General features: G+C 49.4%; 20 protein-coding genes. 11 read left to right on the top strand and 9 right to left on the bottom strand.

Translation table 11 applies throughout. From position 1 onward, the window contains the following. Positions 1-122 precede the first annotated feature (122 nt). From ACN0R8_RS04600 to ACN0R8_RS04565, 8 genes are all read left to right on the top strand, one after another. Positions 123-803 carry a YitT family protein gene (locus ACN0R8_RS04600; protein WP_417595544.1) on the top strand — a complete coding sequence of 227 codons (681 nt, stop codon included), beginning with the start codon at positions 123-125 and terminating at the stop codon, positions 801-803. A gap of 159 nt (positions 804-962) precedes the next feature. After that, on the top strand, positions 963-1,733 hold the full coding sequence (locus tag ACN0R8_RS04595; RefSeq protein WP_417595542.1) for a sulfite exporter TauE/SafE family protein: 771 nt from the start codon (positions 963-965) through the stop codon (positions 1,731-1,733). Positions 1,734-1,832: 99 nt separating this feature from the next. Further along, positions 1,833-2,555, top strand: coding sequence for a ZIP family metal transporter (locus ACN0R8_RS04590; RefSeq protein WP_417595540.1), 723 nt, complete (start codon positions 1,833-1,835; stop codon positions 2,553-2,555). 337 nt (positions 2,556-2,892) lie between these two features. Then, on the top strand, positions 2,893-3,966 hold the full coding sequence (locus ACN0R8_RS04585) for an efflux RND transporter periplasmic adaptor subunit (RefSeq protein WP_417595538.1): 1,074 nt from the start codon (positions 2,893-2,895) through the stop codon (positions 3,964-3,966). Positions 3,967-4,004: 38 nt separating this feature from the next. Next, positions 4,005-7,070, top strand: a complete 3,066-nt coding sequence (locus ACN0R8_RS04580; RefSeq protein ID WP_417595536.1) for an efflux RND transporter permease subunit — start codon at positions 4,005-4,007, stop codon at positions 7,068-7,070. 285 nt (positions 7,071-7,355) lie between these two features. Continuing rightward, positions 7,356-7,727 carry a response regulator gene (locus tag ACN0R8_RS04575; protein WP_417595534.1) on the top strand — a complete coding sequence of 124 codons (372 nt, stop codon included), beginning with the start codon at positions 7,356-7,358 and terminating at the stop codon, positions 7,725-7,727. After that, a complete protein-coding gene (locus ACN0R8_RS04570; protein ID WP_078319451.1) occupies positions 7,720-8,328 on the top strand; it encodes a chemotaxis protein CheX in 609 nt (202 codons plus the stop codon). The genes ACN0R8_RS04575 and ACN0R8_RS04570 overlap by 8 nt, the downstream gene beginning before the upstream one ends. Positions 8,329-8,354: 26 nt before the next feature. After that, entirely contained in the window at positions 8,355-9,299 is a 945-nt protein-coding gene (locus tag ACN0R8_RS04565; RefSeq protein WP_417595531.1) for a GGDEF domain-containing protein, read from the top strand. Between the two features lie 130 nt (positions 9,300-9,429). Here the strand turns inward: ACN0R8_RS04565 and ACN0R8_RS04560 are convergent, their stop codons facing one another. From ACN0R8_RS04560 to ACN0R8_RS04540, 5 genes are all read right to left on the bottom strand, one after another. Continuing rightward, positions 9,430-10,443: a tryptophan--tRNA ligase gene (locus ACN0R8_RS04560; protein ID WP_417595529.1), complete on the bottom strand. Its 1,014-nt coding sequence runs from the start codon at positions 10,441-10,443 to the stop codon at positions 9,430-9,432. A 179-nt stretch (positions 10,444-10,622) separates the two neighbouring features. Next, a complete protein-coding gene (gene purT / locus ACN0R8_RS04555; protein ID WP_417595527.1) occupies positions 10,623-11,822 on the bottom strand; it encodes a formate-dependent phosphoribosylglycinamide formyltransferase in 1,200 nt (399 codons plus the stop codon). A gap of 176 nt (positions 11,823-11,998) precedes the next feature. Continuing rightward, positions 11,999-12,235 (bottom strand): DUF1289 domain-containing protein, encoded by a 237-nt coding sequence (locus ACN0R8_RS04550; RefSeq protein ID WP_417595525.1) that lies wholly within the window; start codon positions 12,233-12,235, stop codon positions 11,999-12,001. Between the two features lie 118 nt (positions 12,236-12,353). Next, on the bottom strand, positions 12,354-12,884 hold the full coding sequence (locus ACN0R8_RS04545) for a gamma carbonic anhydrase family protein (protein ID WP_417595523.1): 531 nt from the start codon (positions 12,882-12,884) through the stop codon (positions 12,354-12,356). Between the two features lie 51 nt (positions 12,885-12,935). Then, positions 12,936-13,640: a CoA pyrophosphatase gene (locus ACN0R8_RS04540; RefSeq protein WP_417595521.1), complete on the bottom strand. Its 705-nt coding sequence runs from the start codon at positions 13,638-13,640 to the stop codon at positions 12,936-12,938. 204 nt (positions 13,641-13,844) lie between these two features. Here ACN0R8_RS04540 and ACN0R8_RS04535 point away from each other — a divergent pair, with 204 nt between their 5' ends. Next, a complete protein-coding gene (locus tag ACN0R8_RS04535) occupies positions 13,845-14,423 on the top strand; it encodes an NUDIX hydrolase (RefSeq protein WP_417595519.1) in 579 nt (192 codons plus the stop codon). Positions 14,424-14,463: 40 nt separating this feature from the next. Here the strand turns inward: ACN0R8_RS04535 and ACN0R8_RS04530 are convergent, their stop codons facing one another. The 3 genes from ACN0R8_RS04530 to ACN0R8_RS04520 all read right to left on the bottom strand — a co-directional run bounded on the left by ACN0R8_RS04530 (position 14,464) and on the right by ACN0R8_RS04520 (position 16,587). Continuing rightward, on the bottom strand, positions 14,464-14,775 hold the full coding sequence (locus tag ACN0R8_RS04530; protein ID WP_417595517.1) for an NGG1p interacting factor NIF3: 312 nt from the start codon (positions 14,773-14,775) through the stop codon (positions 14,464-14,466). 74 nt (positions 14,776-14,849) lie between these two features. Beyond that, entirely contained in the window at positions 14,850-15,785 is a 936-nt protein-coding gene (locus tag ACN0R8_RS04525) for a pseudouridine synthase (RefSeq protein WP_417595515.1), read from the bottom strand. 202 nt (positions 15,786-15,987) lie between these two features. Continuing rightward, a complete protein-coding gene (locus ACN0R8_RS04520) occupies positions 15,988-16,587 on the bottom strand; it encodes a Yip1 family protein (RefSeq protein ID WP_417595513.1) in 600 nt (199 codons plus the stop codon). Positions 16,588-16,894: 307 nt separating this feature from the next. On the opposite strand from ACN0R8_RS04520, the gene ACN0R8_RS04515 reads away from it, so the two are divergent. Then, on the top strand, positions 16,895-18,850 hold the full coding sequence (locus tag ACN0R8_RS04515) for a diguanylate cyclase domain-containing protein (RefSeq protein WP_417595511.1): 1,956 nt from the start codon (positions 16,895-16,897) through the stop codon (positions 18,848-18,850). Here ACN0R8_RS04515 and ACN0R8_RS04510 read toward each other — a convergent pair. Then, the gene (locus tag ACN0R8_RS04510; RefSeq protein WP_417595509.1) at positions 18,834-19,793 is read right to left on the bottom strand and encodes a LysR family transcriptional regulator; all 960 of its coding nucleotides are present in this window, start codon (positions 19,791-19,793) and stop codon (positions 18,834-18,836) included. The two genes, ACN0R8_RS04515 and ACN0R8_RS04510, sit on opposite strands and share 17 nt — an antisense overlap. Positions 19,794-19,941: 148 nt before the next feature. On the opposite strand from ACN0R8_RS04510, the gene ACN0R8_RS04505 reads away from it, so the two are divergent. Continuing rightward, entirely contained in the window at positions 19,942-21,171 is a 1,230-nt protein-coding gene (locus ACN0R8_RS04505; protein WP_417595507.1) for a CaiB/BaiF CoA transferase family protein, read from the top strand. Positions 21,172-21,418 lie beyond the last annotated feature (247 nt).

The following is a 21,418-nucleotide window of genomic DNA, read 5'->3' as shown; positions in this document are numbered from 1 at the left end:
CGCTTTGCGGAGTTTGATCTCCGCTCTATAAACGCTGTTTTCCTGATGAGCATACGTTGTCCGGGAAAGCTTGGCGTTTACCGTCTCTGCAAAAAATACGCAATATGAAAAGTGAGAGCGTTATGAAGCGTCATGCACACAACTGGTTAGGTATTCTTGAAGGTAGTTTTCTGATGGCACTGGGTATCCTGTTTTTACAGTCCAGCCAGGTTGCTGTCGGAGGTATTACCGGTGTAGGTCTGATCGGTGATCGCCTATTGGCTGATCTCTCTTTTGGTCAGGTCTTTCTGGTGATCAATCTGCCATTTTATCTGCTGGCTTACTACGAAAAAGGCTGGGCATTCACCTTGCGTACCGCCCTGGCAGTGACACTGATTGGTGTCTTGACCGACCTGATTGGACAGTATGTGGTGCTGGATCTTGGCTCTGCCGTTTTGGGGGCTTTGGCGGCGGGCGCTCTGATGGCTTTTGGGATTGTGACACTGTTTCAGCACAACGCTTCAACCGGTGGGTTTACCGTGCTGGCGCTTTATATGGAGAGGGTCTGGGGCGTAAATCGTGGCTGGGCATTGTTAGTGATTGATGCGATTACCATAGGTATCGGCTTGTGGTTGTTTGGTGCGGAGTTGTGGTTTGCTTCACTGCTTGTCACTGTGGTGATGGGCTTGATTATTGGCCGTTACCGTCAACAGAATACTCAGCCGAAGCTTCAGAATGAAGCCCAGTCAGAGAAAAAAGCGGAGAAGGATACGTCCGGGGCATCGGATCAGGCCTCAGTCATTGTTCAGCCTGCGCAAAGCTGATTTTTAATGAGCTGTTCAGATAAGGTAAAGGCAGAGCACTTCGTGATATAACATGATCTTTAAGAGCTGGACGCCTGACATTTTGGCATGTCATAGGGTATCTGCTTGCTGAGCGGCTTTTAACCCGGTTTTATCTGATCAGAACAGGCGATTCGTAATATGGTGGATCTGCAGGCGTTTTGGACTGAGCCTTTAACGGAAGGGCTTTCCAATCTTCATCTCTTTTGGCTGGTGCTCACCAGCGCTCTGACCTCTTTTATCACTGCAGCCATGGGCATTGGCGGCGGTGTACTGCTGCTGGCGGTGATGGCAACGCTGCTGCCTCCTCTGGCTCTGATCCCTGTGCACGGCTTGGTGCAGTTTGGTTCCAATGCGAATCGGGCACTGATGACCCGCCGACATATTCACTGGCCAATGGTGCTGAGGTTTTCTCTGGGGGCTGTGCTGGGAGCTTTGATCGCGTCTCAGGTACTTGTTCAGTTACCGGTTGACTGGATTCAGCGGGCGGTAGCGTTTTTTATTCTCTATATGGTTTGGGGCCCTAAGCCGAAAAAGCTGACGGTAAGTGGTGCTAAAACCGTTTTTGCCGGAGGACTGACAACCCTGATCTCTATGTTTGTTGGTGCAACAGGCCCTTTAGTGGCAGCCTTTGTGCACCGGTTGGATCAGGATAAGTTATCCACAACCGCAACCTTCTCTGCATGTATGTCATTTCAGCATGTGACAAAGGCCGCTGTCTTTGGGGCACTGGGCTTTCATTTTTCTGCGTGGTTTGTGCCGATTGTATTAATGATTGCTGCTGGTGCTTTCGGCACCTGGTTAGGGCTTAAGTTGCTGAACCGGATTCCGGGTCACCTGTTTCGTCGGGGTTTTGCACTGATTGTCACGCTACTGGCTTTGCGCCTTCTTTGGCAGAGCTTTATGGCCTGATCTGTTGGGTCAAAGAGAGTGTCGTTTGGGAGCACTTTAATACAGCTTTCTGAAAGCTTTAATGAACTTTTTTCTGAACTGGATATATAAGGATACATTATGTCTGAAGCTCTCAGTCTGGCACTGCTTTATTCCACACTTGCTGCGATAACTATTCCTCTAGGGGGCGTTCTGGCGCGGATTGAGCACTTCCAGAACCAATGGCTGCAAAATGAGCTTAAACATTCGGTGATCGCCTATGGAGCGGGCGTCCTGTTGGCAGCCGTTGCGTTGGTACTGGTGCCGGAAGGACAGAAATCACTGTCAACGGTATGGGTTGCCGTTGCGGTGTTAAGTGGTGGTCTGATGTTTATGGTTGCAGACATCATTCTAAGCCGTCAGGGCGGTTCCACGGCCCAGTTATTGGCGATGTTGCTGGACTTTATGCCGGAGGCGATGGCTCTGGGCGCTTCTCTGGCCTTGGGGAGCGAGAGTGGTTTGCTGTTGGCGCTATTGATGGCGTTGCAAAATCTACCGGAAGGCTTTAATGCATACCGTGAGATGATCGCTGTTCGCCCGGGGCAGTGTCGAAAAATTCTGATTTTCTTTATTCTGCTGGTGCCCATTGGCCCATTTTCAGCCTGGGTAGGTTTTGTCTGGCTTTCAGAGATGGAAATGGCGCTCGGCTTTATCATGCTTTGGGCTACTGGTGGGATTCTTTATCTGACGTTCCAGGATATTGCACCTCAGGTTCGGCTTGATAAAGATTGGTGGCCACCGATGGCAGCCGTTGCAGGTTTTCTCACCGGGCTTTTGGGGCAGCAAATACTGGTTCACAACTGAGGTTGGGGCGCTACGGATTTACCTGCTTTCAGGTAAACTTACTTGGCCTTTTCGTTGAAAAAATATCTGAGATATTCGATTTTTCGGGTTATTACTCACAGGATGATTGACGATTAATTGTTCCTCTGTGATGCTCCTTAAAGCTGAGTATCATAGTCCGCTATTTTATATATCAATCCATTTGTCCTGTGCGACGTGGCTCGTGTATGACTCGCTGATAGTTCGAGTACGAACGCTACATGTCGCCGACAACGGCAGCATACGTTGTTCAACAAGACTGTAAAAGCAAGCAGCTCAGCAACACAACATGCTCAAGGATAAGCAGAGGCTCAATTACATGAAACACTCCCTTTCCCGGACACTGACATTCGGTGCTTTGTTACCTTTCATCAGTGCCCTTACTTTTAGCGCCGCTAAGGCCAATGCAGCAGAAATGCCCCCGATGCCGGTGGAGGCGCAGGTTGTTCAGACAGAGACTCTTGAACGCACGGTGGAGGTGGTTGGTTCCCTTTCAGCGGATGAGTCTGTTGCCATCAGTCCTGAAGTGGCTGGCCGGGTTGCAAAAATTTTATTCCGTGAAGGCCAGATGGTTAAGGCGGGTATGCCGCTTATTAAACTGGATGACTCTATTCCGAGCGCTGAACTGAAACAGGCTGAAGCCAGCCGGGGGCTTAGCGAGGTTGAATATAAGCGCGCTAATCAATTGGTAAGCTCTAACGCAGGTAGTGTCAATACCCGTGATAGTGCTTTGGCAAAACTGCGTATTGACCAAGCAGGTGTTGCACTGGCTAAAGAACGGCTAGGCAAAATGACGCTGAATGCATCTTTTGATGGCCTGGTGGGTTTGCGTGAGGTCAGTGTTGGTGAGTATGTGACACCCGGACAGTCATTGGTCAGCCTGGTGTCGGTTAACCCGCTGCGTGTTGAGTTCCGTATTCCTGAGGTTTATCTGACAGGTCTTGCGGTGGGGCAAAGTGTTGCTGTTTCTATAGATGCTATTCCAGGTGAACAGTTTAAAGGAACCGTATTCGCCGTGTCTCCGGAAGTGGATGTGAATGGCCGAAGTGTGAAGGTGGTTGCCAGTTTGCCTAATGATAGCGGTAAGCTGCGTCCGGGTCTGTTTGCCCGTATTAACCTGAAGCTGGAAACGATTGAAGATGCACTGCTTCTGCAGGAAGAAGCGTTAGTTCCCCAGGGGAATACTCAACTGGTCTATGTGCTGGAAGAAGGCAAAGTTGCTATACGTCCTGTTGTGACCGGTATCCGGGAGCGTGGCCGTGTACAGGTTCTTCAGGGAGTTAAAGCAGGTGATATTGTTGTTACAGCAGGACAAATGAAACTCCGCCCTGGTGCAGCAGCCATGCCGGTCAATCTGCAATCCGCAAAACCTCAGGCTGAACAAAGCCAGTAAGCCCATCTGCTAATGGCTAATTAAGGAGCATCTTCGGCATGGTATTGTCAGAAATTTCCATTAAACGACCGGTATTTGCAACAGTGATGAGTCTGTTGCTGATGCTGGTGGGCGTGATCGCCTATGACCGTCTTTCGGTTCGGGAGTACCCGAATATCGATGTGCCGACGGTTTCTGTTGTCACCACGTACACCGGTGCCAACGCCAGTATTATTGAATCTCAGGTGACTAATGTACTGGAAGACTCTCTTTCCGGTATTGAAGGCATCGATTATATGACCTCTTCTTCCAGTAGTGGTAAGAGTCAGATCACTATTAACTTTAAGCTGGAGCGTAATGCCGACAACGCAGCATCTGATGTGCGTGACCGTGTTGGCCGTGTGCGGGGTCGCTTGCCGGATGATATTGATGAGCCAATCGTTGCGAAGGTAGAGGCAAATGCTCAGCCTATTATGTATCTGGCTTTTTCCAGCCCGAACCATACGCCGTTAGAGATGACCGATTTTGCCGATCGACTGGTGAAAGACCGTCTGCAGACTGCGCCGGGTGTAGCAGAAGTCCGTATCTTTGGTGAACGCCGATATGCTATGCGTATCTGGCTGGATAAGGCGCGTATGGCGGCCTTTGGTGTTACAACTACCGACATATCCAATGCGATACGCAGTCAGAACCTTGAGGTACCGTCGGGTACCATTAAGTCTGAGAATCGTGAATTTACCCTGCTGGCTCAAACGGATCTGCAGACCCCAGAAGAGTTCGAGCAGGTAATTCTTCGGGACAACGACGGTTATCTTGTTCGGGTAAAAGATGTTGCCCGTGTTCGTATCGATGCCGAAAATGACCGAGGTACAGTACGTTTTAAAGGTAAGACGGCTGTTGCTATGGGGGTTGTCAAACAGTCGGTGGCTAACCCGCTGGATGTTTCCAGCAGTGTTCGCGAGATGATTCCGGAAATTGAAGCGATTTTGCCGGAAGGAATGAAAGTGAATGTCGCTTACGATTCCTCTATTTTTATTGATCGCTCTATTAATGCGGTATTTTCCACCATCGCAGAAGCTGTGATCCTGGTTATTCTGGTGATCTTTATCTTCCTGCGCTCCTTGCGGGCAACCCTGATCCCTCTGGTAACCATTCCGGTCTCCCTGGTCGGTGCCTTCGTTTTTATGTACATACTGGGCTACTCCATCAATACTCTGACGCTTTTGGCGATGGTGATGGCGATTGGTCTGGTAGTCGATGATGCCATTGTGATGTTGGAGAACATCTATCGTCACATTGAAGAGGGGATGCACCCGATTCAGGCGGCATTTAAAGGCTCTAAAGAGATCGGTTTTGCGGTTGTCGCTATGACCATTACTCTGGCGGCGGTGTTTACACCTTTGGCCTTTACCGAAGGGCGGACGGGTAAATTGTTTGCAGAGTTTGCACTGACACTGGCTGGTGCTGTGGTTGTGTCCGGCTTTGTGGCTTTGACTCTGTCACCTATGATGTGCTCCCGGATTCTCAAACATGAGAGCCATGGTAAATTCTATCTCTGGGGGGAGAAGGTTCTGAACGGTATGGGTGACCTTTATCGTCGTTCTCTGAAATGGACCATGAAAGCTCGTCCGGTTGTGTTGTTGGTTGGCGTGGCCTGTTTGGGTGGTTTGTATGTCACCTTTAGCAGCCTGAACAGCGAACTGTCACCGGTTGAAGACCGGGGAACGATTATCGGCTTTGGTATCGGCCCTGAAGGATCTACTACAGAGTTTCTGGACAAGTACAGCCGTCAGATTGAAGGCGTATTCTCTGGTGTCCCTGAGATTGAGCGTTATTTCGTGATTACCGGTTTGTTCCCAACGGAAAGTAATGTGATTTCTTTTGCCGGTCTTAAAGATTGGGAAGAGCGCGAACGTAGTGCTCAGGAAATTGCAGGAACCCTGCGTGGTCCTATGTATGCCGGTATTCCAGGTATCATGTCATTCCCGATTACACCGGCATCTCTGGGGCAAAGCCCGACTGCCCGTCCTGTTGAAATGGTTGTTCAGTCCACCGCCAATTTTGAAGATCTGCAGAAGCTGATCGGTGCGGTTATGGGCAAGGTTTACGCCAGTGGAAAGCTGGTAAACCCGGATGTTGACCTGAAGCTGAACAAACCACAGATCAACCTGAAGATTAATCGTGACAAGGCTGCAGCGGTAGGGGTTTCTATTTCTGATGTGACCAGCACGTTGGAAACCCTGCTGGGTGGTCGGACGATTACCCGCTATAAAGATGGTAATGAGCAATATGATGTTATTGCTAAAGTAGCGGACGTGGACCGCGCTACACCGTCTTCGTTGTCGTCTATTTATGTGCGTTCTTCTTCAGGCCAGATGGTCCAGTTGTCTAACCTGGTAACTCTGGTTGAGACGGTTGCACCTAAAGAGCTGAACCACTTCAATAAGCTGCGCGCAGCAACCATTAAAGCCAGCCTGACACCGGGACTGACTCAGGGCGATGCTCTGGTTTGGCTACGGGATACGGTTGAGCAAACAGCGGAAGAGATGGGTATTCAGGGAATTCAGTTTGATTACAGTGGCCAGGCTCGGGAATATGTGGAATCTGGCGACTCTCTGATGATTACCTTTATTCTGGCGCTGGGCTTTATCTATCTGGTTCTGGCGGCACAGTTTGAGAGCTTCCGTTCTCCAATGGTGATTATGCTGACGGTTCCATTGGCCATTCTGGGGGCGTTGCTCACCATGAAGATGACCGGTGGTACCTTGAATGTGTATAGCCAAATCGGCCTGATTACACTGATTGGTCTGATCACCAAACACGGTATTCTGATGACGGAATTTGCCAACCAGCTCCGGGAAGAGGGCAAGGAGAAGTTTGAGGCGATTGTCGAGGCGAGTGTTCTGCGTCTGCGTCCGATTCTGATGACGACCGGTGCCATGGTGCTGGGTAACCTGCCGTTGGCTCTGGCTACCGGCGCCGGTGCAGAAAGCCGCCAGGCTATTGGCTGGGTGATTGTAGGCGGTCTGACCTTTGGTACGTTACTAACACTCTATGTGGTACCAACGGTTTACACTTACATTGTGCAGAAGCTACCTCATATGCCTGAGCCAGATTACGAATAGTCGTCAGTCCTGTTTAGTCTCGTATCTACTGAAAAAAACCGGTTGGAATATCCAATCGGTTTTTTTCTTTTATATCAGCTGGTTATAAGCTAAAGATGAAGCTTCTTGTAATCTCCCCTCATGCTGTGCTGCAATAAACAATCTGACCGGATACTGCTTTTTAAGCTCAGATACGATAGATTAGCCTCAGAATGGCTTATTTAACCGCCCCATAAAGCTTCTGAACTGTTAAACACAATTTCAGACAGCAGTTCTGTTTTCAGATTTTAATTTTAAGGTAGATTTATGAGCAAAACGGTTTTGGTGGTGGACGACAGTCGTGTTTCCCGCATGATGCTAAGTAAAATGATCAATATGGCCGCCAGCGACTGGCAGATAGTTGAGGCGGAAGATGGCCAGCAGGCAGTTGAAAAGGCCACAGCTGAAACGCCGGATCTGATTGTTATGGATATTAATATGCCGGTGATGGATGGTTTTGAAGCTGTTGAAGTTTTACGTCCTCAGCTACCGGATACGACCATGATTCTTTTGTCTGCCAATATTCAGTCCTCCAGCCAGGCGCGGGCAGAAGAGCTTGGCGTGCATTTTATTGCGAAGCCGATTACCCCGGCCGTAGCTGAAAAGGCACTGGCGATCTGGAGCCGGGAAAATGAATGATCTGACTGTACTGGAGTTAGACGCACTGGCTGAAATCTTTAATATCAGCGTGGGGCGTTCAGCTTCTGCTCTCAGTGAGCTGACCCAGGAACCTGTCACGATGAGCGTTCCTGTGGTGCATGTTATGCCCATCCATCGGGTTATTGAACTCCTGTCTCCGGGCATTGGTGCTGAGCGTCTGACCTGTGTTAGTCAGATGTTTAATGGCAGCTTTTCCGGCGAGGCTATGCTGATGTTTCCGGAGAACTCCAGCCTAGAGATTGTTCGCCTGATGCTGGGTAGCCAGGTCCCGATTGAGCAGCTCAGTGAGATTGAACAGGATGCTTTGAATGAGATAGGGAATATCATTCTTAATGCCTGTTTCTCAACGATTGCGGATATGCTGCAGGATACTTTTTCCTGTGATCTGCCTGAATTAACCGTTGCCTCTGTTGATGAAATTTTACAAAAACCAGAGAGCGAGCAGACCGTGCTCTTTATCCAAATCCAGCTGGCTCTTGAGAGTCAGAACCTGGAGGGTTACTTGGCCTTTATTATGGGCAGTGGGTCTGAAGCAAATTTGCAGCAGGCGCTGAGAGGTTTTCTGGAAGGCGTTCAGTAGATCGTTCTGAGGATTTTAAAACACATATGCAGCTTTTTGAACGGGCGTTGTCAGTACTTCAGTCTGGCGTCATGATTCTGGATGAAGAATACCGGGTTCATTTTATTAACCATTGGCTCAATAAAGCCTTTGATACTTCGGACGACCTGCAGGGTAAGGTACTATTTGAGCACTATCCTGAGCTTGTGGGTTCACGTATTCACCAGGCCGTCATGCAGGCATTAAAATCAGGTCTGCCATCACTTTTATCCCCAGGCCTTAACCGGTCTCCTCTGCCGTTGTTTCGGGGGCAGGGTGTGCGTCGTGAGCGTTTTTCCCAGTCTATTCGTGTGCAGCCAATGTTGTCAGATGGTAAGCGCTTCTGTTTGATTGAGGTGCAGGACGTCAGTTCTATGGTGCGACGTGAAGCCCTGCTGAACAAACAAGCTGAAAAACTGAATCAGATGGCCCTGACCGATGAGCTGACCGGTATTGCTAACCGCCGTCACTTTAATATGATGTTGGAACGAGAGTTACGCCGCTCAGAGCTTCAGGGAACGCCCTTGAGTCTGGTGTTTTTTGATATCGATTTTTTCAAGCAATATAACGATCATCTGGGGCATCAGGCTGGAGATAAGTGCCTGGTCGCCGTGTCAGATTACTTGAGGACACAGCTACAAAGCTATGGTTATCAGGTTGCCCGATACGGTGGTGAGGAGTTTTGTATCATTCTTCCCGGACAAGCTGCAGATGTTGCAGAGCACCTTGCTGAGCGCTGTCGAAAAGAGATTGAAGAATTGCAGCTGAAGCACCCCAGCAGTAATGTAGCCCCTGTGGTGACCGCAAGCTTTGGTGTGGCGTCGAAAAGTGATACGCAACTGGAAACCCAGACCGGTCTGATTCTTCGGGCGGATAATGCTCTTTATCGCGCTAAACTTGCAGGTCGTAATCGGGTTGTTGTTGCGGAGCGTCAGGACAAAGAGCTGTCCTGATCTATCTGCCTTGGGCGGTAGAAATTGGTGCAAAAAAATCCCCGGTCATGATCGGGGATTTTTGTTTCAGCATTCAGATGATGTGGCTTAAGGAGCAAGCCTTAAACAAAAGACCCAAAACCAACGGTACTTATACAAAGGACCCAAAACCAACGGTTTTACGCAGTAGGTCGATACGGGCACCGGCTTCAGCACGAGCTTTCTCAGCACCTTTCTGCATCACCTCTTCTACATAGCCCATATCGTTCATCAGCTCTTCGTACTTGCTGCGCGGCTCTTTCAGGTGGTCGTTTACAAGCTCAAACAGGGCATTTTTCATATCACCCCAGCCGATACCGTTTTCGTACTGCTGGCGCATATCGGCGATTTGGTTCTCATCGGCAAACGCTTGCCAGATCTGGAACAGAGTGCAATCCTCGGTACTTTTTGGCTCACCTGGCTCTAGTGAGTTGGTTTTGATTTTACGAATCAGTTTAAGCAGCTTTTTCTCAGGTACAAACAGAGGAATTGTATTGTTGTAGCTTTTGCTCATCTTACGGCCATCCAGACCGTTCAGAACCGCAACGCTCTCTTCGATACGGGCTTCCGGCAGTTTGAAGTACTGGCCTTTATAGATGTGGTTGAAACGACCGGCAACGTCACGGGCCATTTCGATATGCTGAATCTGATCACGGCCCACGGGTACGTCGGTAGCGTTAAACATCAGAATATCTGCTGCCATCAGTACCGGATAGCTGAACAGACCCATTGTGATACCTTTATCTGGGTCGGCACCGCCCTCGGCTTCGTTGTCCTGTACAGCCGCTTTATAAGCGTGGGCCCGGTTCATCAGACCTTTGGCACACACGCAAGTCAGCAGCCAGGTCAGCTCAGTGATTTCAGGGATGTCTGACTGTCGGTAGAAGACAGAGTTATCGGTATCCAGACCCAAGGCCAGCCATGTAGCGGCGATCTCGCGACGGGATTCCTGTACGCGCTTCGGATCGTGGCATTTGATCAAAGCGTGCAGGTCAGCCAGGAAGTAGAAAGATTCATTATTCGGATCACGGCTCGCTTCAATAGCGGGGCGGATCGCACCTACATAGTTACCCAAGTGAGGGGTACCTGTGGTGGTGATGCCGGTTAAAACTCTGCGTTTTTCCATGTCGGATCTGTCTTCTGGTTCAGTGTAAGGGTTGATGATTAAGGTTAAAAAACCTTAATCATCAGAGTGATGCGAACTATTCTAATCGTTCGGAGGCAGGGTTTAAACGGTGCCAACCTCTGAATAGGTCTAAAGCCTAAAGGGGCTGCACCGAAAGCCTTTGGGTAAAGGTCCGCCCGTTACAGCTCAACGGTAACCGCAGCAGCGGCACGCTTGGCTTTTTCTACTGCGGCGTCGATGCTATTTTCCAGTGCCAGAGCAACGCCCATACGGCGTTCGCCTTTGACCTCTGGCTTACCGAACAGGCGCAGCTGAGTGTCAGGCTCAGCTAATGCGGCACCCAGATTGCCAAAGCTTGCCTGCTCTGAGTTTCCTTCCACCAGAATAACCGCTGAGGCTGCGGGGCCAAACTGACGGGTCGAGGGGATCGGCAGGCCCAGAATGGCGCGGGCATGCAGGGCAAATTCCGACAGATCCTGGGAGATTAGGGTGACCATGCCGGTGTCATGGGGACGAGGGGATACTTCGCTGAAGTAAACGTTATCGCCTTTAACAAACAGCTCAACACCAAACAGGCCACGACCGCCCAGAGCATCTGTGATCGCTTTGCCGATGCGTTGGGATTCCGCCAGAGCAACCTCAGACATTGCCTGCGGCTGCCAGGATTCACGGTAATCGCCTTTCTCCTGACGATGACCGATTGGTGCACAAAAGGAGGTGCCACCTTCATGACGAATGGTCAGCAGGGTGATCTCGTAATCAAAATCGACAAAACCTTCCACGATCACTTTACCGGCACCAGCACGACCACCTTCCTGAGCGTAACCCCAGGCGTGCTCGACATCCGCCTCAGAGCGCACAAGGCTTTGGCCTTTACCGGAACTGGACATGATGGGTTTCACCACGCAGGGAATACCGACCTCTTTAATTGCCGTCAGATACTCTTCTTTGGTGCCGGCAAACTTGTAGGGAGAGGTGCTAAGCTGAAGCTCTTCAGCCGCCAGGCGGCGTATGCCTTCACGGTTCATGGTCAGCTGGGTGGCACGGGCAGTTGGCACCACGTTGAAACCTTCTTTTTCCAGCTCGGCCAGCGTATCGGTGGCGATGGCTTCAATTTCCGGCACGATCAGATGAGGCTGCTCCAGCTCAATCACTTGGCGCAGAGCGTCGCCATCCAGCATAGAGATTACATGGCTGCGGTGTGCAACCTGCATGGCTGGTGCATTCTTGTAGCGATCAACAGCGATCACTTCGCAGCCAAGGCGTTGAAGTTCAATGACGACTTCTTTGCCCAATTCACCTGAACCGCACATCAGAACACGGGTGGCGGTAGGGCTGAGTGGGGTTCCAATAGAGGGCGAAGTGCCGATACGGGTCATAAATCAGATCCTTTAGGTGGTTCTGCCAAACCGGAAGAGGTTCCCGGTGGCAACAAAAGAGAAAATACGAAATGAGAGATCGGGGCTGATAGCTTGTGCCGAAAACCGGATGTGAAGATGATTATTTTTAGTAGGGTAGGCACGATTCTTCACAACCGGGTAGAGCTGAATGTCGCTTACAAGGTGATAAATGCCTGGTCAAGACTGGCCCGACGCTGGCAGCTATTTAATACCTGGCGCTTCTGGTTATCACTGTAGGTATTCCAAAGACGGATTTCATTACCATCACGATAACAACCTATGCAAAAACCTTCATCATTGAGCGCACAAAGGCTGACGCAAGGTGATGGCGTCGCCTTGGTTTCATTTGCCTTAGGTTGTATGGCCTGAGACAGAGATTCTTTATGATTCACAAAAAACTCCAATAGAAATCATCTGTTGTCTGCCAGGCCGAAGAGACCTCTGGCAAGTGCCACTATAGCAAAAGCGAACTGCTTTTAGGGCTGTTTATGAAGCCAGACCTATACCAGCCTAATGGCCGGATCTGGGCTTAAGCTGTTCCCGATAAAGTGCGGCATTATCCACATAGTGTTGAGCACTGGCCTCCAGCATGGCGTACTGTGACTCTGTAATCTGGCGCTTAATCACCGCCGGAGCACCAACCACCAGAGATCCATCCGGGATCTCCATGCCTTCTTTGACGACAGCACCTGCGCCAATTATGCAGTATTTACCAACTTTCGCACCATTTAAAACGACCGCATTCATACCCACCAGACTGTAATCACCAATGTCGCAGCCATGTAGCATTACTTTATGGCCAATTGTAACCCCTTTGCCCAGTGTTAGTGGCATCTTGTTATCAACATGCAGGACTGACCCGTCCTGTACGTTAGACTGTTCACCGATGGTAATTCTGTCGTTATCTGCCCGAACAGTGACGTTAAACCACACACTGGCCTGGTGTTCTATTCTGATATCACCGATCAGATCTGCACTGGGGGCGACAAAGTGCTCTGCAGAGGCGAATTCGGTACGTTTATCTCCTAGGTCATAAATCACGATTGGCTCCTTTTTATTTTTGTGTTTTTTATTTTTTGTTCTTCTGGCCGTTTACTCGCTCACCCGTCGATGCTTGCTGGGCTCAAGGTGGCGTAGTGGGCTACCGGGCTCCGGCGCTTTAGTCAGGGATATATCAGCCCCAATACCAGTATCCAGAAGATCCACCAGCATCATGGCAGAAAGTCCCCAGATAACAAATTCGTCAAAATGATAACAAGGCACGTAGATAGCGCGCTTTTCTACAGGAATCACGTCGGTATGGTGGCGCTCATCCTTTAGAAAGAAGCTCAGAGGGACACGGAAAATAGCATCTAACTCATCTTCATTGGCGGTCAGCTCTATATTTGCAGGGACAATACCAACCCAAGGTGTGACGCGGACTCCCATATGTGACACCACCTGATTTAACTTGCCGATGATCTCCACACATTCGGGCGGCATAGCGACTTCTTCTTCACTTTCACGTAGCGCGGTATGCTTCAGGTTGCGATCTGTCTTATCCCGCATTCCTCCGGGAAACGCTACCTGGCCTGAATGGCTGGACAGATGAGAGGCCCGGCGGGTCAGAATAATCTCCGGCTCAAAGGGGTCATCGGTTAGGGCGATAAGTACTGCCGCATCAGGATGAGATCCCTTGATGCGGGAAGGCTCAAAGTGGACGAGCTTTTCACGAAGACGTGCCAGGTAATCATTACCTTGTCCGGTAAGCGTGCTTTTTTCGTGATGAGTCGGATGGTCGGATCGTTCAGCAGTCACAACGCTTAATCTCTGTTATCTGGGAGACTGTTTATAGTAAAGGAGAAACCTGCCACAGGGAAAAGTTTGACGCTAGTCAATTTGTAATTTCTGCCGTATTCTGTGAACTAGTGCGTCAGAGGCCTGTGCCCTCTGATGACATCAGCCTGATAATTGAGGCCTCGTTAAAGAGCGGGAGCCCCCGGATAAAGGACCGTTTTTAGGATGAATTTTTGTAGTGAATGCGGTGAGAAAGTTCGGATCGGCATACCGGATGATGATAACCGTCCCCGCCATATCTGCGATGCCTGCCATACGATTCATTATCACAACCCTAAGATAGTAGCGGGTACTGTTCCGGTTTATGGTGATAAAGTTTTGCTCTGTAAGCGCGCCATTGAGCCGCGTATAGGCTATTGGACACTTCCTGCGGGCTTTATGGAAAACGAAGAAACTACGGTTGAAGCGGCTGCCCGTGAGACCTGGGAAGAAGCTCAGGCGAAGGTGGATATCAGCCATCTTTATGTATTAATCGACACAACCGTGATCAGCCAGGTTTATATGATGTTTCTGGCGGATATGCCAAAACCTGAGTACGGCGCCGGGCCGGAAAGTCTTGAGGTTGAGCTGTTTGCAGAGGAAGAGATTCCTTGGGGAGAGCTGGCATTTCCGACCATTGAAAAAACCTTACGTCTCTATTTTGAAGACCGTAAAAAGGGCCAGTTTCCTATGCATCAATGCGATGTCAGCCAGGAAGACCGAGACCGCTTTTATGCTGCGATAGAGGCCGAAAAAGCCAGTTGATGACTGGCTTTTCTTTGCTCAGCCTGTTCTCTGAGCTGTCTTATAGCTCTTCAAGATGGATGACATCATAGGCGGGCTCTTCGTATGGATGCGCCAGTTTCATCGCAGCCACTGCTTGCCTGATCAGTTTGTCTTCGCACACCAGCTCTACCCGATACTCCTCCACTGTTTCCAGTTGACCTTGTGCTCCTATATGGGGGTGACTGCCTGCCAGCGGCCGGAACTGCCCTTGTCCTTTCACTTGCCAGCAGCAATGCTCGTAGTGACCAATACGGCCGGCACCGGTTTCAAAAACTGCATTTTTAACTGGTTCAAGATGAGATTCCGGAACGAAAAAAGCGAGCTTGTACATAAGACTCTCCTTGTTTTAATCAGATACTTTTGCTGCGTAATGAACGGTTTATTCTAACGGCTAGAAACAAGCGATCAGGTTGCCGGGTGTGGAATCGTCAGTTGGAGATTGCTTTTAAAAAAGCGATTTTCGCCGGTAACTGGGTCAGTAAATTCTAACGTATAAGCGAGTAACTGAAGTGGAGTGTTGAAATCATCGTGATCTGCTTCCGGCTGAACGTTGGGATACCAAGGATCGTTCTCGATACCGATATCCATTGCTGACAAGTGTAGCCTCAGCTGATGCTGGCGTCCGGTATGTGGCTTCATTTCGTAGAGTGCTCTATCACCTTGTCTGGTAAGCAGTGTGATGGCTGTTTCACTGTTAGGCTCGCCTTTTTCTTCTTTCATGGTGAAAAAGTAATCCCCTTTCACCATCAGACTCCGGTGAATCCGTGGCAGCTTCAGTTCTGGGTTGATACCCGCTACAGCGCGATAAGTTTTTTTGACTTGCCGCTGTTGGAACATCGTCTGATATGCACCTCTGTGTTGCGGTTGCTTACAGAGAAGCACCAGGCCTGCGGTTTCCCGGTCCAGTCGATGAGCCGGAACCAGATCAGGAAGTTGCAGTCTGTTTCTCAGGCGAATCAACAGGGTTTCTTTCAAATGGCGTCCCGAGGGGATGGTTGATAGCCAGTGCGGTTTGTCAGCAATGACGATCAGGTCATCTTCATAAATAATATCTTCCTGAAAAGGCACTGGCCGTTCATCCGGTACTTCGCGGTAGTACCATATTTTCATCCCGGCAATAAACTCAGCATCTTCCGTCAGAGGTTCCCCGTTGTTGTTCATCAGGTCGCCTTTTGCTAAACGCTGGCGCAGCAGTTCGGGATCTATATGAGGAAAGCGGTGTTGCAGGAAACTCAACAGGTTTGGCCAGCGACCTTTAGGGTGCTCTTCATCACAGGGTAAAATCAGGTAGCTTGGCGGTACTCCGTCCCGGTAGGGCAGAGGTGAATTCTTCGAAGTCATGCTTTGTTTCTTTCGGGTCATGCGAATTCCGGTACGAGCAGAGGCTATTGATACGGTCAGGGTGAATTGTAGGTAATTCATTCGCAAAGGTCATGAAAGGATTAGCAGGGAACATAAAAAAACAGAGTCCGAAATTAGGAAGTCACATCCATGTGACGGGGTGTGGGGTGTTCAGGGAATAAAGGGGAGGGCGGACTTTCTGTTACTGGGTAAATACAGGCATCATACCCATACCCCAGAGTACAGTGCTGGTTACGATCATGCCCACTAATACCACAAGACCAACGGTCAGGATTGATGTTCCGAACATGAACGCCTGTTCTTCAGGGATATCCATTACAGTCTCGACGCCGTTATAGAGTAAATAAATGGTATACGTCATGGCGAGAAGTCCTGCAAATACCACAAACCAAAGAGCGGGCCAGAGCCCTGCAAAACCCGCTATAAATAAGGGGGTTGAGGTATAAGTGGTCAGCACCATGCAGCGGTCAAAACCGGCATCGGCACCATAGGTTTGCTCCATCCAATGCACAGATTTAGCCATCACATAAACGCCGGTCAGCAGAGCAAAGTAGAAGGCGACGGATATGGGTAATGCGCTGGCAAGCGTCATTTTTATATATTCACCACCCCCGACGCTCCAGCCCATCTGAGTGGCGCCAATGAACATACACAGCGGAGGAATGGCTGCCAGCCAAACCAGATCGTTTTTATAACAGTCAACCCAAGTGTACTTCTCTTCACGAATTTCTTCCCACTGGGCTTTTGGGTGATAGATCACCCCAAATAGGTGTTGAAACATAAAGACCTCCTGCGGATGCGTGCAAATCACCGTACCTGATACAAAGGGTAGACCATCTATTCCTGTTGTGCTGAGCTATCTTGTATCTGAACGTGAATCGGTCGCGGCCGTGGCTGCTATGGGTGGTGGTACTTTAGATTATCCGGTTCGTTTTCTTAGATTGACATCACAGACCGGGAAAACATTACTAATATATAATTAGTAAGAATAGATCGTGGTAATTGCTTCTTACCCGCAGGGGCATGGCGATTTTTCTATCGGTCTTTAACGAGTCAGTCACCGGCTCCCAAATATAGAGATAACACCATTGAATATCTCAGGCTTTATCGCTTCATCCGGAACACTTGGGGGTAACAGCCTTCTGCTTGGCGGGCTGGTACTGACCAGTATTTTATGCGTTGTGTTGACTGTTCAACTATGGCGCTTTAATCAATTGAAACAGAAAAACCATATTCGGCTTAGACTGAAAGAAGATGAGTATCAGTGCCTGTCGGAAAGCCACCAGATACTACGAAACCTGATAGACCATCTGCCGTTACTTATTGCAGCTAAGGATCAGCACGGCTGTTACATTGAGTGCAATCAAAGTTATCTGGATTTTTTGGGGCTTTCCCGGAATGAGGTGATAGGCAAATGTGCACGGGATCTTTTTACGGATAAAGAGACCTATCTCTCAATGGAGCAGCAGGATGAGCAGGTTCGCTTATCTAACGCCCGACACTCACAGTCGCGCTGGCTGACAGGAAAGAGTGGTGAATCTCATTTAATTGAAACGTTGAGGCTCCCCTTACTTGGCTGTTGTGACCGCTTTGGTGGGGTACTGACAATCAGTGAGGATATAACGTCGGATAACCGCATGCGGCAGATCGATACGCATCGCAATACGGTGTTGGAAAAACTGGCGGAAGGGTCTCCCTTACCAGATATTTTTTCTGAGCTGGTAACCTTTACTGAAACGCTTTATCCGGGGATTTACTGCTCTGTTTTGCTGGTTGACGAGCTTAGCAATACACTTCAGCTGGGTGCTGCGCCTAGCTTACCAGGTTTCTATAATAAGGCGGTGAGTGGCCTGTCGATAGGTGAAGGTGCAGGTTCATGCGGTACGGCGGCTTACACAGGCCGCCCTGTTATTGTCAGAGATATCCGAAAGCATCCTTACTGGGCTGGTTTTGCTGATCTTGCCTCCCGGGCGGGGCTGGCTGCCTGTTGGTCGATGCCGATTAAGAACCGCTTGGGAAAGGTGCTGGGCACATTTGCTATCTATTACTCATCGCCTTCTGAGCCAACCCGTGATCAGATGGAACTTATGATGGTTAATGCTCATCTGGGAGCTATTGCGATTGAAGCCGCTAAAATGAGTGAGCAGCTGTCTCAGCTTTCGCAGGCGGTGGAGCACTCAGCCAGCTTTGTCATGATAACGGATAGTGATCAGCAGATTGATTATGTTAATCACAGCCTTATTGAGGCCACAGGCTATGATGAGGCTCAGTTGAAAGGTCAGTTTGTGGGATTACTGATATCTGATGATGAGGAGCCGGAGCTACAGAATAATATCCGTGACACTGTTCAGGCCGGTGATGTCTGGCATGGAGAGCGCAGATTTAAAGATTACAAGGGGAAAGCGTTTTGGGTGATGAGTTCTGTGGCACCGATTCGTAACGATGATAATGTTATTACTCATCTGGTCTATGTTAGTGAAGATATTACCGCTCTTAAACACGAGCAGGAGCGTATGGAGCGACTGGCCTTCTATGATGCACTGACAGGGTTAGCCAACCGGCGTCTGTTCAAGGATCGGCTGGATATTGCACTGAAACAAGCGCAACGGCAGCAACAGTCTCTGGCTCTGATGTATCTGGATCTGGATTATTTCAAGTCGGTGAACGATGACCACGGCCATGAGGTGGGAGATGAGCTGCTGAAAGAGATTGCTGTCCGTTTGCAGAGAACTCTTCGTGAGAGTGATGTTATCGCCAGGATTGGGGGGGATGAATTTAATATCATCCTGCCGGACATTGCAGGTTATGAGGCTGCAGAGTGGGTAGCTGATAAAGTTTTGCAGGCAGTCATTGAGCCTGTTGTCATCCATGGTGTAACCCTGAATATCTCTGCCAGTATTGGCCTGACACTTTATCCCGATGATGGCATTGATGCCAAGCAACTGATCAAAAATGCAGATGTTGCTATGTATCGCAGTAAAGCACAGGGTCGGAACTGCGCGCCTGCGCTACATCGGCTAGCGCCTGTCAGGGCTCTTCCCTGATGGGGAGTGGCAGGATATGAGGAACAGGCTTGGCTGCTGTTGTTGTGTTGCTGGATTTACTGACCAGATTTTCAGTCAGGTGCTCCTGCATAAAATCAACAAAAGCACGGCTTGCTTTGGAAAGGTAGTGATTTCGCTTCCAGCCAAGTCCGATATTCAGCGGGATTCTTGAATCAAACGGGATCGCCCTCAGGTTGTCCTCCGGCCGAATAATACCGGACAGTACTGTACTGATACCGACCCCGTTACTTACCATAGATTTCAGTAGCTCAATCAGGTTCGTTTCAAAGCGGATATCCAGCTTGATATGTTGTTGTTTGGAGTATTTACTGACCGCTTCCCGAAGAAAGTAGCCCTCCCGAAACAGAATCAGTGGTTCCCGACAGAACGTGTCCAATGTAATCGTGGCATGGTTAGCTAGTGGATGGTCATCAGGTACGCAGGCAACGATCTCCTCATGGAACAGTTCTACGCTGCGGATCTGTTCGTGGGGCCGATCCAGCCGTACCAGTGCGATATCCAGTTCACCTTCCAGCAGCATCTGCTGCAGGGATGCGGTACCGGCTTCCACCAGATTGATTCGGACTCTTGGGTACTGACGCTTAAATTGGGCCAGTATTTCCGGTAGATAGTAGGAGCTGAGCATGCTGGATGCACCAAACTGAATAGTGCCGGTTTCACAGCCTTTCAGCTCCTGTAGTTCCAGCTCCGCGTCGCCTACTGCATCAAGAATTTTTTGAGCGTGACGCAGCAACACCTTGCCGTCAGAGGTTAGCGCCATCTTACGTTCAGCTCGGTTGACCAGTTTCAGGTCAACCTCTTCTTCCAGTTTCTTGATCGCCATGCTCAATGCCGGCTGGGCAATACCAAGATAAGTTGCTGTGTGAGTAAAGTTGCCTATCTGTGCCAGTGCGCAGAAATACTTCAGGCGCTTAATATCCATGACCCACCATTCATGTTAGTTATCAAAACTATACCTACTATATATTGTAATTATCATTCCCGTCTCGTTAATTTGCTAAAGATAAAATAAATAATAAAGCGAAAAGCTACTCCAATTCAGGAGCAGCGTGCGAATTAGGGAGATTCTTATGGGCGCGCTATCTCATGTTCGGGTACTGGATATGAGCCGTATTCTGGCTGGCCCCTGGGCAGGACAGGTATTGGCAGATTTGGGAGCTGATGTCATTAAAATCGAGCGACCATTACGCGGTGATGACACCCGTAGCTGGGGGCCTCCGTGGATGCCGGTTACTAATGATCCGCGCGGCGAAGCTGCTTATTACTTATGTGCAAACCGTAGTAAGCGCTCCTTAGCGTTAGATATCACCAGTCCCCAGGGGCAGGAAATTATTAGAAGTCTGGCGGCAGAGAGTGATATTTTACTGGAAAATTACAAAGTCGGCGGATTGAAGAAATATGGTTTGGATTATGAAAGCCTGAAAGCAGTTAACCCTCAGTTAATCTATTGCTCCATTACTGGTTTTGGCCAGGATGGCCCCTATGCTAAGCGTGCTGGCTACGATTTTCTGATTCAGGCGATGAGTGGTCTGATGAGTATCACCGGTGAGAAAGATGGCCGTCCCGGGGCTGGCCCGCAGAAAGTGGGAGTCGCCCTGACAGACATTCTGACAGGAATGTATGCCACAACGGGTGTACTGGCGGCGTTGGCATCACGGGAGCAAACTGGCCAGGGTCAGTATATTGATATTGCTCTGATGGATGTGCAGGTTGCCTGCCTTGCTAATCAGGCAATGAACTATCTGGTGTCCGGTAACTCACCCACACGTCTTGGTAACGCTCATCCCAATATTGTGCCTTACCAGAGCTTCAAAACTGCTGACGGTTATATGGTTCTGGCGGTGGGTAACGATGCTCAGTTTGCTAAATTCTGTCAGGAAGCCGGCAAGCCAAACCTGGCACAGGATGAGCGCTTCATAACTAATGCTCAGCGGGTCGCCAATCGTGACGTGCTGTTGGGTATTCTTGAACCCCTGGTTCAGATGCGAACAACCCTGGACTGGATTACCGCCTTGGAGGCACTTTCAGTACCTTGCGGGCCTATTAATAATATTGGGCAAGCCTTTGATGACCCACAGATTAAAGCCCGCCAAATGCAAGTTGAAATTGCCCATGGGAGATCTGAAAATGGCACGTCACCTTCCGTAGCTAACCCGTTGAAAATGTCCGGTACGCCTATTACCTATGAGAAACCTGCACCTCTGTTGGGAGAGCATACCCGTAAAGTGCTGGAGGAAACGGGCCTGACGATTGAGCAGATAGAGCAGTTGTTAGCAAAAGGGGTTATCTCGGAGAGGTAGTTATCTTGCCGTTGCAGGTATCCGTATGTGTGTCAGCCTTTAGTCTAAAGAGAGCGCTTTTGCCGTGCTCTCTTTTTTTTGTTTATTTCAGGCTTTTTTTGGCTATGCACCCCAAATTTCGGGTCTGAAAAGCTTTTTCAGTTACCAGGAAAAAAACAGAAAAAATGCCCCAAAAAGAAGCCGCTGTTCCCTCATGATTTTTCCCCTGAAAGACCTGGAAGGCGTATGGGTATTAGACCTTACCCTG

The organism is Oceanospirillum sp. (assembly GCF_048265165.1).
Lineage (GTDB): Bacteria > Pseudomonadota > Gammaproteobacteria > Pseudomonadales > Halomonadaceae > Oceanospirillum.
Note: the sequence above shows the minus strand (reverse complement) of the source record. Positions and strands in the feature narration are given on the sequence as shown.